This window comes from Pseudomonas sp. Van50, assembly GCF_055390755.1.
In genome coordinates, this window is the sequence record NZ_AP024343.1 from 1,425,763 (window position 1) to 1,441,919 (window position 16,157).

The 16,157-nt window shown below is 59.8% G+C and carries 18 protein-coding genes; 15 read left to right on the forward strand and 3 right to left on the reverse strand.

The annotated features are described in order from the left end of the window. The first annotated feature begins 81 nt into the window (after positions 1–81). Positions 82–1,089: an RNA polymerase sigma factor RpoS gene (gene rpoS / locus ACZ5M5_RS06165; RefSeq protein ID WP_047227588.1), complete on the forward strand. Its 1,008-nt coding sequence runs from the start codon at positions 82–84 to the stop codon at positions 1,087–1,089. Positions 1,090–1,579: 490 nt separating this feature from the next. On the opposite strand, the gene fdxA is transcribed toward rpoS, so the two are convergent. The 3 genes from fdxA to ACZ5M5_RS06180 all read right to left on the reverse strand — a co-directional run bounded on the left by fdxA (position 1,580) and on the right by ACZ5M5_RS06180 (position 5,596). Beyond that, a complete protein-coding gene (gene fdxA, locus ACZ5M5_RS06170) occupies positions 1,580–1,903 on the reverse strand; it encodes a ferredoxin FdxA (protein WP_030139464.1) in 324 nt (107 codons plus the stop codon). A 142-nt stretch (positions 1,904–2,045) separates the two neighbouring features. Continuing rightward, positions 2,046–4,613, reverse strand: a complete 2,568-nt coding sequence (mutS, locus tag ACZ5M5_RS06175) for a DNA mismatch repair protein MutS (RefSeq protein WP_185045849.1) — start codon at positions 4,611–4,613, stop codon at positions 2,046–2,048. Between the two features lie 641 nt (positions 4,614–5,254). Then, a complete protein-coding gene (locus ACZ5M5_RS06180) occupies positions 5,255–5,596 on the reverse strand; it encodes a DUF6124 family protein (RefSeq protein ID WP_060738978.1) in 342 nt (113 codons plus the stop codon). Positions 5,597–6,132: 536 nt separating this feature from the next. Here ACZ5M5_RS06180 and ACZ5M5_RS06185 point away from each other — a divergent pair. The 14 genes from ACZ5M5_RS06185 to ACZ5M5_RS06250 all read left to right on the forward strand — a co-directional run bounded on the left by ACZ5M5_RS06185 (position 6,133) and on the right by ACZ5M5_RS06250 (position 16,072). Next, complete coding sequence (locus tag ACZ5M5_RS06185; protein ID WP_003198297.1) at positions 6,133–6,867, forward strand: LexA family transcriptional regulator; 735 nt, start codon at positions 6,133–6,135, stop codon at positions 6,865–6,867. 466 nt (positions 6,868–7,333) lie between these two features. After that, positions 7,334–7,516: a Com family DNA-binding transcriptional regulator gene (locus ACZ5M5_RS06190; RefSeq protein WP_081015322.1), complete on the forward strand. Its 183-nt coding sequence runs from the start codon at positions 7,334–7,336 to the stop codon at positions 7,514–7,516. A gap of 101 nt (positions 7,517–7,617) precedes the next feature. Further along, entirely contained in the window at positions 7,618–8,181 is a 564-nt protein-coding gene (locus ACZ5M5_RS06195; RefSeq protein ID WP_256587171.1) for a hypothetical protein, read from the forward strand. Positions 8,182–8,231: 50 nt separating this feature from the next. Next, entirely contained in the window at positions 8,232–8,582 is a 351-nt protein-coding gene (locus ACZ5M5_RS06200; protein WP_060738977.1) for a phage holin family protein, read from the forward strand. Between the two features lie 36 nt (positions 8,583–8,618). After that, positions 8,619–9,131 carry a hypothetical protein gene (locus ACZ5M5_RS06205; protein WP_464738773.1) on the forward strand — a complete coding sequence of 171 codons (513 nt, stop codon included), beginning with the start codon at positions 8,619–8,621 and terminating at the stop codon, positions 9,129–9,131. A gap of 3 nt (positions 9,132–9,134) precedes the next feature. Continuing rightward, positions 9,135–9,746: a phage baseplate assembly protein V gene (locus ACZ5M5_RS06210; protein ID WP_060738975.1), complete on the forward strand. Its 612-nt coding sequence runs from the start codon at positions 9,135–9,137 to the stop codon at positions 9,744–9,746. 11 nt (positions 9,747–9,757) lie between these two features. Next, positions 9,758–10,090, forward strand: a complete 333-nt coding sequence (locus ACZ5M5_RS06215) for a hypothetical protein (protein WP_018607976.1) — start codon at positions 9,758–9,760, stop codon at positions 10,088–10,090. Then, complete coding sequence (locus ACZ5M5_RS06220) at positions 10,087–11,082, forward strand: baseplate J/gp47 family protein (RefSeq protein ID WP_464738774.1); 996 nt, start codon at positions 10,087–10,089, stop codon at positions 11,080–11,082. Before ACZ5M5_RS06215 ends, ACZ5M5_RS06220 begins: the two co-directional genes overlap by 4 nt. After that, positions 11,079–11,714 (forward strand): phage tail protein I, encoded by a 636-nt coding sequence (locus tag ACZ5M5_RS06225; protein ID WP_464738775.1) that lies wholly within the window; start codon positions 11,079–11,081, stop codon positions 11,712–11,714. The genes ACZ5M5_RS06220 and ACZ5M5_RS06225 overlap by 4 nt, the downstream gene beginning before the upstream one ends. Further along, positions 11,715–13,661, forward strand: coding sequence for a phage tail protein (locus ACZ5M5_RS06230; protein ID WP_464738776.1), 1,947 nt, complete (start codon positions 11,715–11,717; stop codon positions 13,659–13,661). Positions 13,662–13,907: 246 nt separating this feature from the next. Continuing rightward, the gene (locus tag ACZ5M5_RS06235) at positions 13,908–14,087 is read left to right on the forward strand and encodes a hypothetical protein (RefSeq protein ID WP_464739330.1); all 180 of its coding nucleotides are present in this window, start codon (positions 13,908–13,910) and stop codon (positions 14,085–14,087) included. A 100-nt stretch (positions 14,088–14,187) separates the two neighbouring features. Next, positions 14,188–14,397: a hypothetical protein gene (locus ACZ5M5_RS06240; protein WP_060738970.1), complete on the forward strand. Its 210-nt coding sequence runs from the start codon at positions 14,188–14,190 to the stop codon at positions 14,395–14,397. Between the two features lie 2 nt (positions 14,398–14,399). After that, entirely contained in the window at positions 14,400–15,566 is a 1,167-nt protein-coding gene (locus ACZ5M5_RS06245; protein ID WP_060738969.1) for a phage tail sheath protein, read from the forward strand. Then, positions 15,566–16,072, forward strand: coding sequence for a phage major tail tube protein (locus tag ACZ5M5_RS06250; protein ID WP_060738968.1), 507 nt, complete (start codon positions 15,566–15,568; stop codon positions 16,070–16,072). Before ACZ5M5_RS06245 ends, ACZ5M5_RS06250 begins: the two co-directional genes overlap by 1 nt. Positions 16,073–16,157 lie beyond the last annotated feature (85 nt).

Genomic DNA, 16,157 nt, shown 5'->3' on the forward strand with positions numbered 1-16,157 from the left:
GTAGAGGGAACAGGCTCCAGCGTTGCCAAGGATAAAGGCGTCGCTTGAGCTTGAGGTCGAACTCACCAAAGGACTATAACAATGGCTCTCAGTAAAGAAGTGCCGGAGTTTGACATCGACGATGAGGTTCTCCTTATGGAGACCGGCATCGCTATGGATTCGATGTCGAATGATGAAGGGGCGACTCCACCTTCCGTTCGTGCCAAATCCAGACACTCCGCTTCACTTAAACAACATAAGTACATCGATTACACGCGGGCGCTCGACGCTACCCAGTTGTACCTCAATGAAATCGGTTTCTCGCCACTGCTCTCCCCCGAGGAAGAAGTTCATTTTGCGCGGCTGTCGCAAAGTGGCGACCCGGCCGGTCGAAAACGCATGATTGAAAGCAACTTGCGCCTGGTGGTGAAAATCGCCCGACGCTACGTCAATCGTGGGCTTTCGCTGCTGGACCTGATCGAAGAGGGCAACCTGGGCCTGATTCGCGCCGTCGAGAAATTCGACCCCGAGCGCGGCTTCCGCTTCTCGACCTACGCGACCTGGTGGATCCGCCAGACCATCGAACGGGCGATCATGAATCAGACCCGGACGATCCGGTTGCCGATTCATGTGGTCAAGGAACTGAACGTCTACCTGCGGGCCGCCCGCGAGTTGACCCAGAAACTCGACCATGAACCGTCACCCGAGGAAATCGCCAACCTGCTGGAAAAACCGGTGGGTGAGGTCAAGCGCATGCTTGGGCTCAACGAGCGGGTCTCCTCGGTGGACGTTTCCCTGGGGCCGGACTCGGATAAAACCTTGCTGGACACCCTCACCGATGATCGACCTACCGATCCATGCGAGCTGTTGCAGGACGATGACCTGTCCCAGAGCATCGACCAGTGGCTTTCGGAGCTGACCGACAAGCAACGGGAAGTGGTGATCCGCCGCTTCGGCTTGCGGGGGCATGAAAGCAGCACCCTTGAAGATGTAGGCCTGGAGATTGGTTTGACCCGTGAACGGGTCAGGCAGATCCAGGTGGAAGGCCTCAAGCGTCTCCGGGAGATCCTGGAGAAGAATGGCCTGTCGAGTGAGTCGCTGTTTCAATAACCCGAGTGCAGCGCAGCAAGAAAAGCCCCGACTGGTTCGGGGCTTTTCCGTTTCCGAAGGGATGTTTTTCCAGGGCCGCTCTATTTGTAGGTTCGACTTGTAAGCCTTTGCCTAGTGTTGCGTAAGCGATCGGTTTCTCATTGGCGGGACAGACAGCTATAAGTGTCGTGATTTTTCTGTACTTATATGATTTATAAGGACTTTTATTTTGTGAATGTGGCGTGACAGAACAAGCCACCTGTATCAGCCGCGTTGCACTCGCCTGGGAAAATACTAATATCAGTCCTGTGTCGACGGACAGACACACCCGTCAAGGATGATGGGAAGGAAGGACATCGCAGGACGCGATTCATCAGGACGATGAATAGGATTAAAGGGATTAGGGAAAAAATGTGGGCGGGTCAAACCGCCCCTTTTTTTTGCCTGCGATTTCTTGAATCCGGAAAAGCAAAAAGGCCCGCAAGGGGCCTTTTCAGCGAACGATGGGTAATCAGCGTTCCAGGTCTGCGATCTTGCCAGTCTTGCCATCCCACTCTTCGGCGTCGGGCAGAGCGTCTTTCTTCTCGGTGATGTTCGGCCAGATGTCCGCCAGTTCGGCGTTCAGCTCGATGAAGTTCTCCATGCCGGCCGGCACTTCGTCTTCCGAAAAGATGGCGTTCGCCGGGCATTCCGGTTCACACAGGGCGCAGTCGATGCACTCGTCCGGGTGAATGACCAGGAAGTTCGGGCCTTCGTAGAAGCAGTCCACCGGACAGACTTCTACACAATCGGTGTACTTGCACTTGATGCAGTTGTCGGTGACGACGAAGGTCATTTCTAATTCTCTCCTCAGGCGGCGGCAGCGAAGACCCTTCACGGTGGGCTCGCAAGGTTTGGGAGCGATAGTCTGCGAACCAGGCTAAAAGCCCGCAGCATCCCAAACCGCGCGAGATTCTAACAGCTTGAAAGCCTGTGCGTTAGATCCGTGTCTTCAATGTATAGAGTAAATCGAGCGCCCGGCGTGGGGTCAGGTCGTCCAGATCGAGTTTGGCCAGCTCGTCGAGCACCGGATGTGGCAGGCTGGCGAACAGATCGCTTTGCTGCGGTGCGGCCGGTTTGCCCTTGGTCGGGCGTGGCGCTTCGTGGGGCAGGCTGGTGGTTTCCAGGCGGCTCAGGTGCTCACGGGCACGGCTGATCACTTCGCTCGGCACGCCGGCCAATTGCGCCACTGCCAGGCCGTAGCTCTGGCTGGCCGGGCCGGGCAGCACATGGTGCAGGAACACGATACGCTCGTTGTGCTCGGTGGCGTTGAGGTGCACGTTGGCCACCAGCGGCTGGCTTTCCGGCAATACGGTGAGTTCGAAGTAGTGAGTGGCGAACAACGTGTAGGCCCGCAGGTGCGCGAGGCGTTCGGCTGCTGCCCAGGCCAGGGACAAGCCGTCGAAGGTGCTGGTGCCTCGTCCGACTTCGTCCATCAGCACCAGGCTGCGTTCGGTGGCGTTGTGCAGGATATTCGCGGTTTCGCTCATCTCTACCATGAAGGTCGAACGCCCACCGGCCAGGTCGTCGCTGGAACCGATCCGGGTGAAAATCCGGTCCACCAGGGACAATTCGCAACTGGCCGCCGGGACGAAACTGCCGATGTGGGCCAGCAGCACGATCAACGCGGTCTGGCGCATGTAGGTCGATTTACCGCCCATGTTCGGACCGGTGATCACCAGCATGCGGGTGTTGTCGTCCAGGCTCAGGTCGTTGGCCACGAACGGCGTGGTCAGGACCTGCTCGACCACCGGGTGACGACCCTGGCTGATGCGCATGCACGGCTCGCTGACGAAGCGCGGGCAATTCAGGTCCAGGTTCAGCGCACGTTCGGCCAGGTTGCTCAGCACGTCCAGTTCCGCCAAGGCGCCGGCGGTGTCCTGCAAGGGGGGCAATTGGCTGATCAGGTCCTCGAGCAATGCTTCGTAGAGCATCTTTTCCCGGGCCAGGGCGCGGCTCTTGGCGGACAGCGCCTTGTCTTCGAACGCCTTGAGTTCCGGGGTGATGAAACGCTCGGCGCCCTTGAGGGTCTGGCGGCGAACATAATCGGCGGGGGCTTGCTCGGCCTGCTTGCTCGGCAGCTCGATGAAGTAGCCGTGGATGCGGTTGTAGCCGACCTTGAGGTTGGCCAGGCCGGTGCGGGCTTTTTCCCGGGCTTCGAGGTCGATCAGGAACTGGCCGGCGTTTTCGCTCAGTGACTGCAACTCGTCGAGTTCGGCGTCGTAGCCGGTTTTCAGCACGCCACCGTCGCGGATCACCGCCGGCGGGTTATCGATAATGGCCTTTTCCAGCAGCGCGGCCAGTTCCGGGTAGGTGCTGGTGGTGCGCGCCAGTTGTTGCAGGTGCGGCGCTTCGAGGTCGGTCATCGCCACTTGCAGTTCGGGCAAGGCGCCGAGGGCATCGCGCAGGCGCGCCAGGTCACGGGGACGAGCGTTGCGCAGGCCGATACGGGCGAGGATTCGCTCGATGTCACCGATTTCCTTGAGCTGCGGTTGCAACTGCTCGAAGCGATAACGATCCAGCAGGCAGGTAATGGAGGATTGACGCGCCAGCAGCACAGTCAGGTCCCGCAGCGGCCGATTCAACCAGCGGGTCAGCAGGCGGCTGCCCATGGCGGTCTGGCAGCGATCGACCACCGATTGCAACGTGTTGTCGCGCCCGCCGGCCAGATTGGTGTCCAGTTCCAGGTTGCGGCGGCTCGCACCGTCCAGCACCACGGTGTCATCCAGGCGTTCGTGACGCAGGCTGCGCAAGTGGGGCAGGGCGGTGCGCTGGGTTTCCTTGGCGTAGGCCAGCAGGCAACCGGCCGCGCCAATGGCCAGGGTCAGGTTTTCGCAGCCGAAGCCCTTGAGGTCCTGGGTGGAAAACTGCTGGCAGAGACTTTTCAGCGCCGAGTCGCGCTCGAAATCCCACGGTGCCCGACGACGCACGCCACGGCGTTTTTCTGCCGGCAGGTCTTTGGGCCAGTCGTCCGGGATCAACAGTTCTACCGGATTGACCCGTTCCAGCTCCGCCAGCAGGTTTTCCCAGCCCTTGATTTCCAGCACCGAGAAATTGCCGCTGGTGATGTCCAGCACCGCCAGGCCGAACAGGCGTTCATCCCCCAGCACCGCGGCGATCAGGTTGTCCCGGCGTTCATCCAGCAAGGCCTCGTCACTGACTGTACCCGGGGTGATGATCCGCACGACTTGGCGTTCCACGGGGCCCTTGCTGGTGGCCGGGTCGCCGACTTGCTCGCAAATCACCACGGATTCGCCGAGCTTGACCAGCTTCGCCAGGTAACCTTCCGCCGCGTGGTAAGGAATCCCACACATCGGAATCGCCATGCCAGCCGATTGCCCACGCGCCGTCAGGGTGATGTCCAACAGTTTGGCGGCCTTCTTCGCGTCCTCGTAGAAGATCTCGTAGAAGTCGCCCATGCGGTAGAACATCAACTGGTCGGGGTGCTGGTTCTTCAGGCGCCAGTATTGCTGCATCATGGGCGTGTGGGAGGACAGGTCGTTCACGGCTGTATTCATGGGTGTCAGGGAAGCTCGTTGAAAGGTGTGGGGCAAAAGGAGGGGCATTGGCCCGGCTTTTCCGCGATGGGCGCAAGGTTAACATGGGTGGTCGGGGGGGACCCAGGCGTGAGTGGTTTTTAGGATTGGGTGAATATCCGTTGCTGCGGTAATGGCTGCTGACGGTTCCGCTCTTACAGCGGCTCACTTTTGAGAAGCGCAAAAGTAAGCAAAACGCTCATGCCCCACCACTCGGTGCCTCGCCTAGGCTCGGCATGCCTGAACGAAGGCATTGCTCCGTGGGCCGCCGCGAAGGGCCATCCATGGCCCAGCGCGGCTAACCCGGCATCCATGCCGGGTTGCCCACTGCGCAATACCTTCGTTCAGCCAGCGTGGTTAATGGGGCGCCGAGATCAACGTCCACCGCGAGGCGGCCTGATAGCCGACCTGATTCTTGGCGGGACCGCGTTTCCCCTGTGGGAGCGGGCTTGCTCGCGAAGGCAGCCTGACAGCCGACCGTACCCCGATCCAACTGTGGGAGCGAGCTTGCTCGCGATGAAGGCTGCCAATACAACTGGGTGGTAACTGGACTACCGCTATCGCGAGCAAGCTCGCTCCCACAGTGATTACTCGGGTTTCTCTTAAAAGGCCTACCTCACTTCAACCACATCCAACGCCCGATTCGCCAGCAATTGGCCCAGCTCAATCATCTGCTGGACCCCCAACGCGATATGTCGTCGTGAGCCCTCCAGGTCGAACGCCAGATCACTGACCATCGCATTGGCCGAGGCCAGGGTTTCGCTGAGGTTGGCGAGCAGGCATTCGGCGTCGATGTCGGGGGCGATGATGAAAAGGGTATCGGGTGTGTCGCAGGTTTCTTTGTCGGCTTTCGGCTTGAGGTAATAGTCCAGGGCGCGGGTGGCCGCGTCATCGAGTTTCTTGGTGTTGCGGGAGACGTGATCGTCTGGGGGATTTGGAGTGTTCTTCGGCATTCTATGGATCCTTGAAGTTGAGCCACCACTCACTCGCGACTAAACGAGGGGCGGCAGCTGTACGCAGGTTAGTCGACCGGGGATCCAAGAAACCGGCGCGCCCGAAGGCGCCCTGCGCACAGCTACCATCAAGTGCAGGAATAGAAGTACCTGACTGAATGGAGCAATGAGCACCTTGGAATACCGAGCGACTAAACCCGATCACTGATGGGCAGTGACGAGACCAAAGTACCGATGGGATCCAAGGTGGACAAGCCGGCGGATTCTGGCGCAGTTGTAGGCAGAGGCGCAAGGCGATGTAGCCTGGTGTCGCACATTTGAAGGACGGGGGCGGAGCCTTTTCCTAAGGGAGTGTAGGGCGATTCCGTGGCGAGGGAGCTTGCTCCCGCTGGGCTGCGCAGCAGACCCTTTTTGTGGGCGCTTCGCACCCAAGCGGGAGCAAGCTCCCTCGCCACAATGAATTCAAAAGGCCTGCATTGCCTATTTATGCAAAACAGCATTTGTCTTCTGCGAAAAGAACAAGCACTATGCGCGTTATGCAAAAACGCAACGTTTCTACCGTATTAAGAGCATTGCTCGATCAGCACGGGATCTCCCCCACGGAGCTTCACCGGCGTACCGGCGTGCCTCAGTCCACCCTCTCGCGGATCCTCAGCGGCAAGATCGTCGATCCTTCGGATAAACACATCTCGAAGATCGCCGAATATTTTGCCGTGAGCACCGACCAGTTGCGCGGGCGCGCAGACGTTGTGCCCGCCGGCAATGCTCGCCGCGATGAGCCGCATTCCGAACTCAAGGACATAAGCCTGTGGGACGACGAAACACCCGTCGAAGAAGACGAAGTGTCGGTCCCTTTTCTGCGCGAGGTTGAATTGGCTGCTGGATCAGGAAGATTCGTCATCGAGGAAAGCGAGCGCTCAAGCCTGCGCTTCGGCAAGCGCAGCCTGCGCCATAACGGCGTGCAGTTCGACCAGGCCAAGTGCGTGACGGTGCGCGGCAACAGCATGTTGCCGGTGCTGCGCGACGGTGCCACGGTCGGGGTGAACGCAGGCAAATGCGGGATCGGCGACATCGTCGACGGTGACCTCTACGCCATCAATCACAACGGCCAACTGCGGGTGAAGCAGCTTTATCGCCTGCCCACCGGCATCCGCCTGCGCAGCTTCAATCGCGACGAACATCCGGATGAGGACTACACGTTCCAGGAAATGCAGGACGAGCAAATCGTCATCCTCGGTCACGTCTTCTGGTGGGGCATGTACGCCCGTTAACCCCTCCGCTGTCAGATAAAACCCGCCGCCGTGCGGGTTTTTTTTCGTCTCCCGAAAACCTTCAACCCCGTATTTGCAAGGGTTCCATGCGTTTATGCACTCTTAATGCATAAATAAATGCATTAACGCATTGACTGTATATGCATCCATGCATATTCTGTGTCCAAGCCGCTCGACAAAGTGGCTGGCAACGAAGCTCTTTAGTTCCACCAACAGGCAGCGATGAACCGGCCTTAACGGTTCAGAGGGTTGGCAACTGACCCGGGTGTGCAGCGTAAAGCACCAGAAGCAGTTATCCGGCGGGCAGGGACCGCGGCCGGAGGAACAATTTGAATGGATCCGTACCGCGCCAGTCGCGCCGAAAGATCAAGCGCATTACTGAAAAGCCTGGGCAACCGGGCTTTTTGGAATGCCTGCATCGTGAGGTGCGTTCAAACACATCACCACCGCCAATGGAGGGCTTTCAATGCTGAAGGATTTCAGATGCGGTCACTGCAAACGACTTCTGGCCCGCGTGGGCGAGAACACCGAACTCCAGATCAAATGTTCCCGGTGTGGGACGTTGAATCATGTGAAGGCCGTTGAGCCTCGAGTGAACGCCGGCGAGCGAACAGCGTGCGGAATAGACCCTGCACTCCGTACTCAATGACATCCATCGAGGTAAGAAAAATTAAATTACTCAAAAGAATCCTACTGGCGACTGCGTTTCTGTCGTCCTTCGTATCCCTGAACACTTGGGCTGATACGGCCATGTCGTGGAACTTGGCCCGGGACATGTACCTGATGATCGAAGCCGCACCGGCCGGTTCGCCATGGTCACTCATGCAAAACAAATCGGGGGTGAATGTCTCGGCTAACTACACGCTCTTTCCTACGTTCAAGGCGGGGACATGCAATGGCCAGCCAACCACCTGCTGGCGGGACGATGCTACGGGAGCCTGGATTTCCATTCCCAACGCAAATTTCACCTTCACGGGTTCAGGCACCAGTTTCGTATTCAAGCAGGGCGATGTAGCCACACATCCCGGCACCAACAGCCAGAGCATCTTCCGCTGGGCCAGTCCTGTCACCGGCAACATCAACGTACTGGGGCGGGTCAACGACCTGCATAACGCCTGCGGGGATGGGATTGGCTGGTCGCTCAACCTGGGCGACACCGTGCTCCAGTCCGGAAGCCTGGCAAACGGCGGCAGCACTACGTTTATGTTGAGTAGCGTAGCGGTTACGCCGACGTCTTCGCTTTATCTGGTCATCGACCGGAAGGCCAACAACTCCTGCGACGCGACCAGCATCGACATGCTCATCACTCGATAAGCGCGATTGGGCCCCTTAACTTCAAACCCTTACTCCCCAGGAAACGAGACATGACAAACGAGCAACAAGCGTTGCTGGACATGCCGATCTGGCTGGTCATCGTGCTCGCCCTGGTGGGCGGGGTGTCCGGCGAGATGTGGCGCGCTGACAAGGAGGGCGCCCGTGGCTGGCCGTTGCTGCGCCGCGTGGTGCTGCGCTCCGGTGCCTGCGTGGTCTGCGGGGTTTCGGCAACCATGCTGTTGTATGCCCTCGGTATGTCGATCTGGAGTGCTTGCGCCCTGGGTTGCCTGACCGCCATGGCCGGTGCCGATGTGGCGATCGGTCTTTACGAGCGCTGGGTCGCCAAGCGGATCGGCGTATGCGAAGTGCCACCGCGGGACCTGCCGCCCGACCAGCAGTGAATCGACAGAGCTGATCCATACAAAAGGAGGCGATCAATGCCTGCCCTTATCGAAAAACCGTCGCAGCTGTTCGCCGCCATTGCCCAGACGCTGCGCAGCACTTATCCCACCTTGAAAGTCGGTAGCCCTCAGGAGTTCGATGGCACCGACGACCAACCCTGGGTGCTGATTGCCATTGAACGCGATGCGTCAGGCAACCGCGCCAATGACGGGCGTATCGCCCATGTCCTGACGGTTTCCCTGCAAGTGGTCATGGCCGTTCCAGGCTGGGAGGCCTGCGATTTGGCCGGTGAATTGAAACACCTGGTCGTGGATAACCGCTGGGGCCTGTCGGGTGATCAATGCGATCTGCCCACGGAGATCGATGGCCTCGCATCCACGTTCATCCACGAAGCGCGGGTGTACAGCGCCTGGACCCTTTCCTTCAACCAAACCCTGTACCTCGGCCCGACGCTGCTGGAGGACCCGTTGGGCATTCCGAAATTTGCCCGTACCTGGGAAGTGTCGAACATCGACGACCCGGATCAATACACCGCACTCGAGGGCTGAGCCATGTTCGATGGGCTGTTACGGATGCATCTGGGGCCGATCATCGAGCGTCTGGCACAGATGGAAACCGAGCTGGAAGACCTGCATCGACGTGCGGAGAGTTTCTGCCGCATCGGCGTTTGCCAGGAAGTCGATGCGGCCAGCAACACCTGCAAGGTCAGCCATGGTGGGTTGCTGACACCGGCGATCCGCTTTTTCAACCCGAGCGCCGGCGCCCAGAGCGAGTCGCGGATTCCGTCCGTGGGCGAGCAATGCCTGTTGCTGAACCATGGCGGCGGCGAGAGCGGCGGGCAGGCGGTGGCGTTGTTCGGCCTCAACGGCGGTCAGTTCCCGCCCGTCTCGACCCAGGCCTCGCTGACGCGTCGTCTCTATCAGGACGGTACGGAAAACGGCTACGACCACGCCAGCCATGTCCTGCACTGGCAAAACGGCCCGGCGGCGTTCAGCGGTTCCCGTGAAGCCCTCCAACTGAGCATCGGCCCGTCGCGGTTGGCGATGACAGCCGAGGCCATCGAATTGCAAGTCGGCGCCGTCGGCATTCGGCTCGACGCTTCCGGTGTGCACCTGAGCGGCCCGGTGGTGGATCACCAGGGGCGCGTCATCAGTACCGCATAAGAGATTTCCTCATGATTGGAATCGATCGAAATACCGGCGCCACGGTCGACGACTGGCTGCAGTTCGTGCAGCGCGCCACCCGTGCATTGACCACGCCGTTGGGCACTCGCCAGAAGCGTCCGTTGTATGGCTGTGCACTCACGCAGTTGCTGGGGCAGAACCTCGGCGACGACCTGCTGATCCTCGCCCAGAGCCACGCGGCCCAAGCGTTCTACAACCCGGACAACGGCATCGATGATTTCGAGCCGCAGGTCATTGTCGCCAGCCGGCAGGGTGCCGGATTGCTGCTGCGTTTCGCTGGCACCTGGAAAAACCGTAAACAGACTTTCGAGGTGGTGACATGAGCATGTTGATACCCGGCCAGAACCAATTGGCCGAACCGGCCATTGTCACCGTCGAAGCATTCGAAGACCTTCTCGCGGAGTTCAAGACCTTCGTGGTCGAGTACGTCGCCGCACGCTCTCCCGCCAGCGCGGCGAAGCTGGTGGACAGCCTCGAAAACGAAAGCGAACTGCTGACCCTGGCCCTGGAGGCGTTCTGTGTCCGGCTGCAAACCCACGAACGCAAATACAACGCTCGCATCAAGCAGATGCTGGCGTGGTGGGCCACCGGAACCAACCTCGATGCCCGCCTTGCGGACATGGGCTTGGAGCGGCAGTTGCTAGACCCGGGCGACCCGGCGGCCTTCCCGCCCATCCCCCCGGTCTACGAGAGCGACGATGACGCTCGGTTGCGTTATTACCTGGCGCCCCACGCCCCGGCAGCCGGCTCGCGCATGCAGTATCGGCGGGAGATTTTTACCTTGGGGGAGCGGCCCGTCGTGAAGGTGGAAAGCGCCTCGGCCGGTGTGGTGACAGTCACCTACACCTTCGACCCGGACGGTCGTGCGGCGCAGGTCAAGGACGGTAACGCACGCCGGACGGCGCCGGGCCAGGTCACGGTCACGGTGTTGTCCCGTGAGGGTGATGGGACGCCATCCGAAACGCTGCTCGACGGTGTTCGCCAGCATTTCGCTCGGCCTGATGTGCGACCGGAAACGGACCTCGTTATTGTCCAGGGCGCGCAGATCAAACCCTACAAAATCCGCGTCGTGGCGAAGATCAATGCCGGCCCGGATTCGGGCTTGACCCAGGTTGCCGCCGAACAGCAATTGCGGGAATACGCCGAGGCGTGTCATCGATTGGAAGGTCGAGTGGACCCGAGCTGGATCGACTACACGCTGCACAGTGCCGGCGCGGTTCAGATCCAGATTCTCGAACCGCTCCAGCCGATCGTGACGACGGCTTTTCAAGCCCCGTATTGCACAGGCGTCGAGGTCGAGGTGGACACGTTATGAGTGACGACACACCACGCCTGAGCCTGCTGCCGATCAACAGTTCGCCACTGGAACGGGCGCTGGATCTCGGTTTCGCCCGGCTGCTCGAACGCATCGATCCGCCGTTTCCCGAGCTGATGAACCCGGCGGCCACGCCCTTGGCGTTCCTGCCATATCTCGCAGCAGACCGCGGCGTCAGTGAATGGAGTTCCGCGGCGCCCGCAGTTGAAAAGCGCCTGACCGTTGAACTCGCCTGGCCCACCGCCCGGCAGGCCGGGACGCGAAAGGCGCTGGAAAATGCCGCCAAGGGTTTGCAATTGATGCCTGAAGTACGCGCCTGGTATGAGCAAACGCCACCGGGTCCGCCCTACAGTTTTTCCGTCAGGGCGTTTACCGAGCAGCCCTACAGCGAAGCTATCGATGCCCGTCTCGACCGTCGCCTGGCCGATGCCAAGAGCGAGCGCGACACCTTGACGGTGTCTGTCGGTTTGAGGGCCTTCGGCAGGCATGTCATCGGCGCCGCGACGCTGTGCGGCGAACTGACCACGGTTTATCCGGTTGTCATCGAAGGGCTTGAAGCCTCGGGCCAGGCCTTCATGGCCGCCGGGCTCTACAGCGTCGAAACCTCCACTATTTATCCACAGGGGTCCTAAATGGCCGACTACTACACCCTGCTCACCGATGCGGGGATCGCCTACGAAACCGCCTGCAAGGCGGCGGGCACACCGATCAAGCTGTCGCAGATTTCCGTTGGTGACGGCGGCGGCGCGGAATACAACCCGGCCGCAACGGCGACGGCACTCAAGCGCGAAGTCTGGCGTGGGCCGCTCAATGCGCTGTTCCAGGATGAAGCCAACCCGAGCTGGCTGCTGGCCGAGGTCACCATCCCGTCCGATGTGGGCGGCTGGTATGTGCGTGAGGCCGGGCTCTGGACCGATACCGGCATCCTCTATGCGATCGTCAAATATCCAGAGTCGTTCAAACCGGTGTTGGCGACGTCTGGTTCGGGCAAAGAGTTCTACATTCGGTCGATTTTCGAGACCAGCAATGCCGAGCTGGTGACGTTGCTGATCGACGACACGGTGGTCAAGGCGACGCGGGCCTGGGTGGCCGGCTATGTGGCCGACGAACTCGCCAAACTCGACAGGAAGCAGTCGGTGCGGGTGGCGACAACGGCCAACATTGCCTTGAGTGGCGCGCAAGCCATCGATGGTGTTGCGGTGATCGCTGGGAATCGGGTCCTGGTCAAGTCCCAGACCTTGGCGAAAGACAACGGTATCTACGTGGTTGCGAACGGCGCTTGGGTTCGGGCAAAGGATGCCGATGCGAGCGTCGACGTGACTTCGGGGTTGATTGTCTCGGTGGAGGAGGGCGCGACGCTTGCCAACACGATCTGGCAGTTGATTACCGACGGTACGATTGTACTGGGCACTACGGCGTTGACGTTTCAGAACATCACTCAAGGATTTGCGCCGCTCAATTCGCCGGTGCTGGTTAATCCGACGGCAAATACGCCGCCGCTATTCGACAACACGAAGTCGATCGCGACGACTGAATACGTTATGCGTGCCAGCGGTAACTATCGCGGCTTTACCAGCTTGACGTCGGCCACCACATTGACAGCAGCAGCGGTCGGCACTCTAGTTTCGGTGATCGGGACGTTCACGCTTACCTTGCCGACGGCCAACGCCCTACCATCGGGTGGTTCGATCCACTTCCGGAACATTGGCGGCGGCATTGTCACCGTGGCCTGTGTGGGGGCTGATCTAATCAACGCCGGGAACTTCAATCAGCCCAACAGTATTGCATTGCAGCCGGGTACCACCTTGGTGTTGAGCAGTAATGGTGTGACTGCCTGGTGGGCGGAAGGATCTGCACAGTTGCAGTTTTCCAAGGTGTTTGGTGACACCCCGGCGCAATTCGATAGCAGTAAGTTGCTGGCAACTACTGAGTTTGTGAAGAGAATGGGGGTCGAGTGGTCGAGCCTCACCTCGGTCAGCGCCAACACCGTTCTGGGGAATTCAAGCGCTGGCGGCATCGTTACTGCGTCAGCGTCGACGGCGATCAACGTTACTTTGCCGCCCACCGCGCCAGTAGGGCCAGGAGCCATGATCATGGTTCTGAGTGGCGGGGCAGGTGCTGTCACGCTGCTGGCTTCGAATGGCGAGCAGATTACTAATTCGAGCGGAAGCGCAATAGCACTTGTTTTGGGACAGGGTGATTTTGCGATATTGACCAGACTAACCGGCGAGTGGCGATTGGTCGGCGGTACCGCTGCGTTGAAGTTCTCCAATGCATTTGCCGCAATTTTTGGAAATACCGCCAATCAGGTATTACCAAGCGGCTGGATATTCAAAATCGGACACGCTTCAACGGATGTCGCGACAGGAACAGTGCCGGTAACGTTTCCTGTCGCATTCCCTACAGCCTGTATGTACGTAGGGGCGATCTATTCCGGGGCTACTTCCGCGACGAATCCATCCGTTTGTCAATCCGGGATACCGACCCGTACAGGTTTTACGGGCTACATCACTAATGTGGCTGGCAATAACTCTGCTGTCACTGTGGGTGGTTACAACTGGCTAGCCATCGGCTACTGAGGCGACTATGTACGCAAAATGGATTGAAGAAGACGGTCGATTTGCCTTCGAGCTAATTGATAACGGGGGCATTGAGATATCTGATGAGGATCATGCGGCGCTCTTTGAGCCGCGACAGGGGGGAAGATCATCGGCAGGGGGCCTGATGGTTTTCCACAATTGCAAGACCCGTCATTGCCGACGCTAGCAGAGCTATCGCTCGTTGAGCGTGCATGGCGGAATAGGCAGCTTTCACTTACTGATGGGATGGTAACGCGTCATCGAGATGAGCTGGAAGATGGGACCGAAACCACGCTTTCGGTTGAGCAATACGCTGAGCTGCAAGCGTATCGCCGGATTCTACGTAATTGGCCTGAGGCCGGGGAGTTCCCGCTGAAGGAGCATCGTCCGCTCGCACCGTCTTGGCTAGCCGAGCAATCCCAGTAACCGCCCCGTAACTACGGGGCGTTTTCTTTTCCGCCAAAACAACTGACAACATCCGACAGCCCCTTCCTCAAGGGGCTTTTTCATATCTGGAGAAACCTAAATGGCACCACGCCAAACCTACACCGTGCTCCTCCCATTCCCCATCGGCGGTGGTCACTGGTCGACCGCCGGCCAGGAACTCGACCTGCTCGACGTCGAGGCCAATGCCTTGCGCAGCGCCGGTCGCCTGGAGCTGAAAAAAACCGAGGCTGGTGAACCGGTCTCTGCATCCACCCCGGCCAAAAAGGCCGCCACCAAGAAGGCTGAATAACCATGGCTGAGGTTTTGAACTTCGAGCACAACGGCATTACCGTCAATGCCACTGAATCTCCCGAGGCCATGGGTGGCCTGGGTGACAACGTCATCGGGCTGGTCGGCACCGCGCCGAATGCCAACCCGCTGATTCCGAAAAACACCCCGTTCCGTATCAACAGCTTCACCACTCAGGCCCAGTTGGACCCGACCGGTGCCGAAGCGGGGACGTTGTTCCACGCCGTCTACCAGATCCTCAAAGTGGTCAAGGTGCCGGTGTACGTGGTCATTGTCGAAGAGGGCGCCACGCTGGCCGACACGCAGAACAACGTGATCGGCGGTATCGAGGCGCAGACCGGGCGCAAGTTGGGCTTGGCCGCGTTGAGTGGGGTCGCTGAAGACCTGACCATCATCGGCGCGCCAGGCTTCACCGGCACCAAGGCCGTCGCCAGCGAGTTCGCCTCGTTCGGCAAGCGCATCAAGGCCCGTGTGGTGCTCGATGGCAAGGACGTCGCGGTCGCCGACCAGGTGACCTACAGCCAGGAACTGGGCGGCGCGGACCTTGGTTTCGACCGTTGCCTGGTGGTGCACAACATGCCGGCGGTGTATTCCAAGGCCGCGAAGAAAAACGTCTTCCTGGCCCCGTCGAGCCTGGCCATCGCCGCCCTCGCCAAGGTCAAGCAATGGGAGAGCCCGGGCAACCAGGTCACCTACGCCGAAGACGTTTCCCGCACCGTCGAATACAACATCCTCGACACCTCCACCGAAGGCGATCTGCTCAACCGCTACGGCGTCAGCTACTACGCCCGGACCATCCTCGGCGGCTTCTCGCTGCTGGGCAACCGTTCCATCACCGGCAAGTTCATCAGCTACGTCGGCCTGGAAGATGCCATCAGCCGCAAGCTGGTGAAAGCCGGCCAGAAAGCCATGGCGAAGAACCTGACCAAGTCGTTCATGGACCAGGAAGTCAAGCGCATCAACGACTGGCTGCAAACCCTGGTCGCCGACGAAACCATCCCGGGCGGCAGCGTGTACCTGCACCCGGAATTGAACAGCGTCGAGAAGTACAAGAACGGCACCTGGTACGTGGTCATCGACTACGGCCGCTACGCGCCGAACGAACACATGATTTATCAACTCAATGCCCGCGATGAAATCATCGAGCAGTTCCTGGAGGACGTTCTCTAATGTTTACCAACCGCGTAAGACAGGCCATCGCGGCCACCCTGCAGGGCCTGCCGTTGTCGGCGACCGTGGAAGAGTTCACCCCGCCGAAGATCGAATTCGAGATGGAAGAGATGCGTGGCGGCCGTTTCATTGGCGAGGAGATGGCCAAGGCCGGCAAAGCGCTGACGGCCAAGCTGACGCTGCAAGGCCTCGGTCCGGAAGTCATGCTGGCGCTGGGCGTGAGTGTGGGCGACGACATTCTGCTGAATGTGCGTGAAGCCGGCCAGGATCAGGACGGCAACACCTGGTTCACCTACCACACGGTGGGCGGCAAGTTGAAGTCCCTTGAGGAAACGACGCTGAAAATGAACGAGAAGCCCAAGACCATCCTTGATCTGTCCTGCCGCACCTACAACCGCCTGGAAAACGGCGTCCCGGTGATCGACATCGACGTGCGCACCCAGAAGTTCGTGCTCAACGGCGTCGACATCCTCGGCGATGCTCGCCGTGCGGTGTTGTTGCCGTAAACGAACGCCCGTCAGTTGAACCCAATCCCTGTGGGAGCGAGCTTGCTCGCGATAGCGGTGTGTCAGCCAACATCGATGCTGACTG

Coding starts and splice junctions, on each gene's coding strand:
- ACZ5M5_RS06200 (WP_060738977.1), top strand. CDS start 8,232: ATGACAAACGAGCAACAAGCGTTGCTGGACATGCCGATCTGGCTGGTC.
- ACZ5M5_RS06205 (WP_464738773.1), top strand. CDS start 8,619: ATGCCTGCCCTTATCGAAAAACCGTCGCAGCTGTTCGCCGCCATTGCC.
- ACZ5M5_RS06195 (WP_256587171.1), top strand. CDS start 7,618: ATGTCGTGGAACTTGGCCCGGGACATGTACCTGATGATCGAAGCCGCA.
- ACZ5M5_RS06190 (WP_081015322.1), top strand. CDS start 7,334: ATGCTGAAGGATTTCAGATGCGGTCACTGCAAACGACTTCTGGCCCGC.
- ACZ5M5_RS06230 (WP_464738776.1), top strand. CDS start 11,715: ATGGCCGACTACTACACCCTGCTCACCGATGCGGGGATCGCCTACGAA.
- ACZ5M5_RS06215 (WP_018607976.1), top strand. CDS start 9,758: ATGATTGGAATCGATCGAAATACCGGCGCCACGGTCGACGACTGGCTG.
- ACZ5M5_RS06250 (WP_060738968.1), top strand. CDS start 15,566: ATGTTTACCAACCGCGTAAGACAGGCCATCGCGGCCACCCTGCAGGGC.
- ACZ5M5_RS06235 (WP_464739330.1), top strand. CDS start 13,908: ATGGTAACGCGTCATCGAGATGAGCTGGAAGATGGGACCGAAACCACG.
- ACZ5M5_RS06245 (WP_060738969.1), top strand. CDS start 14,400: ATGGCTGAGGTTTTGAACTTCGAGCACAACGGCATTACCGTCAATGCC.
- ACZ5M5_RS06220 (WP_464738774.1), top strand. CDS start 10,087: ATGAGCATGTTGATACCCGGCCAGAACCAATTGGCCGAACCGGCCATT.
- rpoS (WP_047227588.1), top strand. CDS start 82: ATGGCTCTCAGTAAAGAAGTGCCGGAGTTTGACATCGACGATGAGGTT.
- ACZ5M5_RS06185 (WP_003198297.1), top strand. CDS start 6,133: ATGCAAAAACGCAACGTTTCTACCGTATTAAGAGCATTGCTCGATCAG.
- ACZ5M5_RS06240 (WP_060738970.1), top strand. CDS start 14,188: ATGGCACCACGCCAAACCTACACCGTGCTCCTCCCATTCCCCATCGGC.
- ACZ5M5_RS06210 (WP_060738975.1), top strand. CDS start 9,135: ATGTTCGATGGGCTGTTACGGATGCATCTGGGGCCGATCATCGAGCGT.
- fdxA (WP_030139464.1), bottom strand. CDS start 1,903: ATGACCTTCGTCGTCACCGACAACTGCATCAAGTGCAAGTACACCGAT.
- ACZ5M5_RS06225 (WP_464738775.1), top strand. CDS start 11,079: ATGAGTGACGACACACCACGCCTGAGCCTGCTGCCGATCAACAGTTCG.
- ACZ5M5_RS06180 (WP_060738978.1), bottom strand. CDS start 5,596: ATGCCGAAGAACACTCCAAATCCCCCAGACGATCACGTCTCCCGCAAC.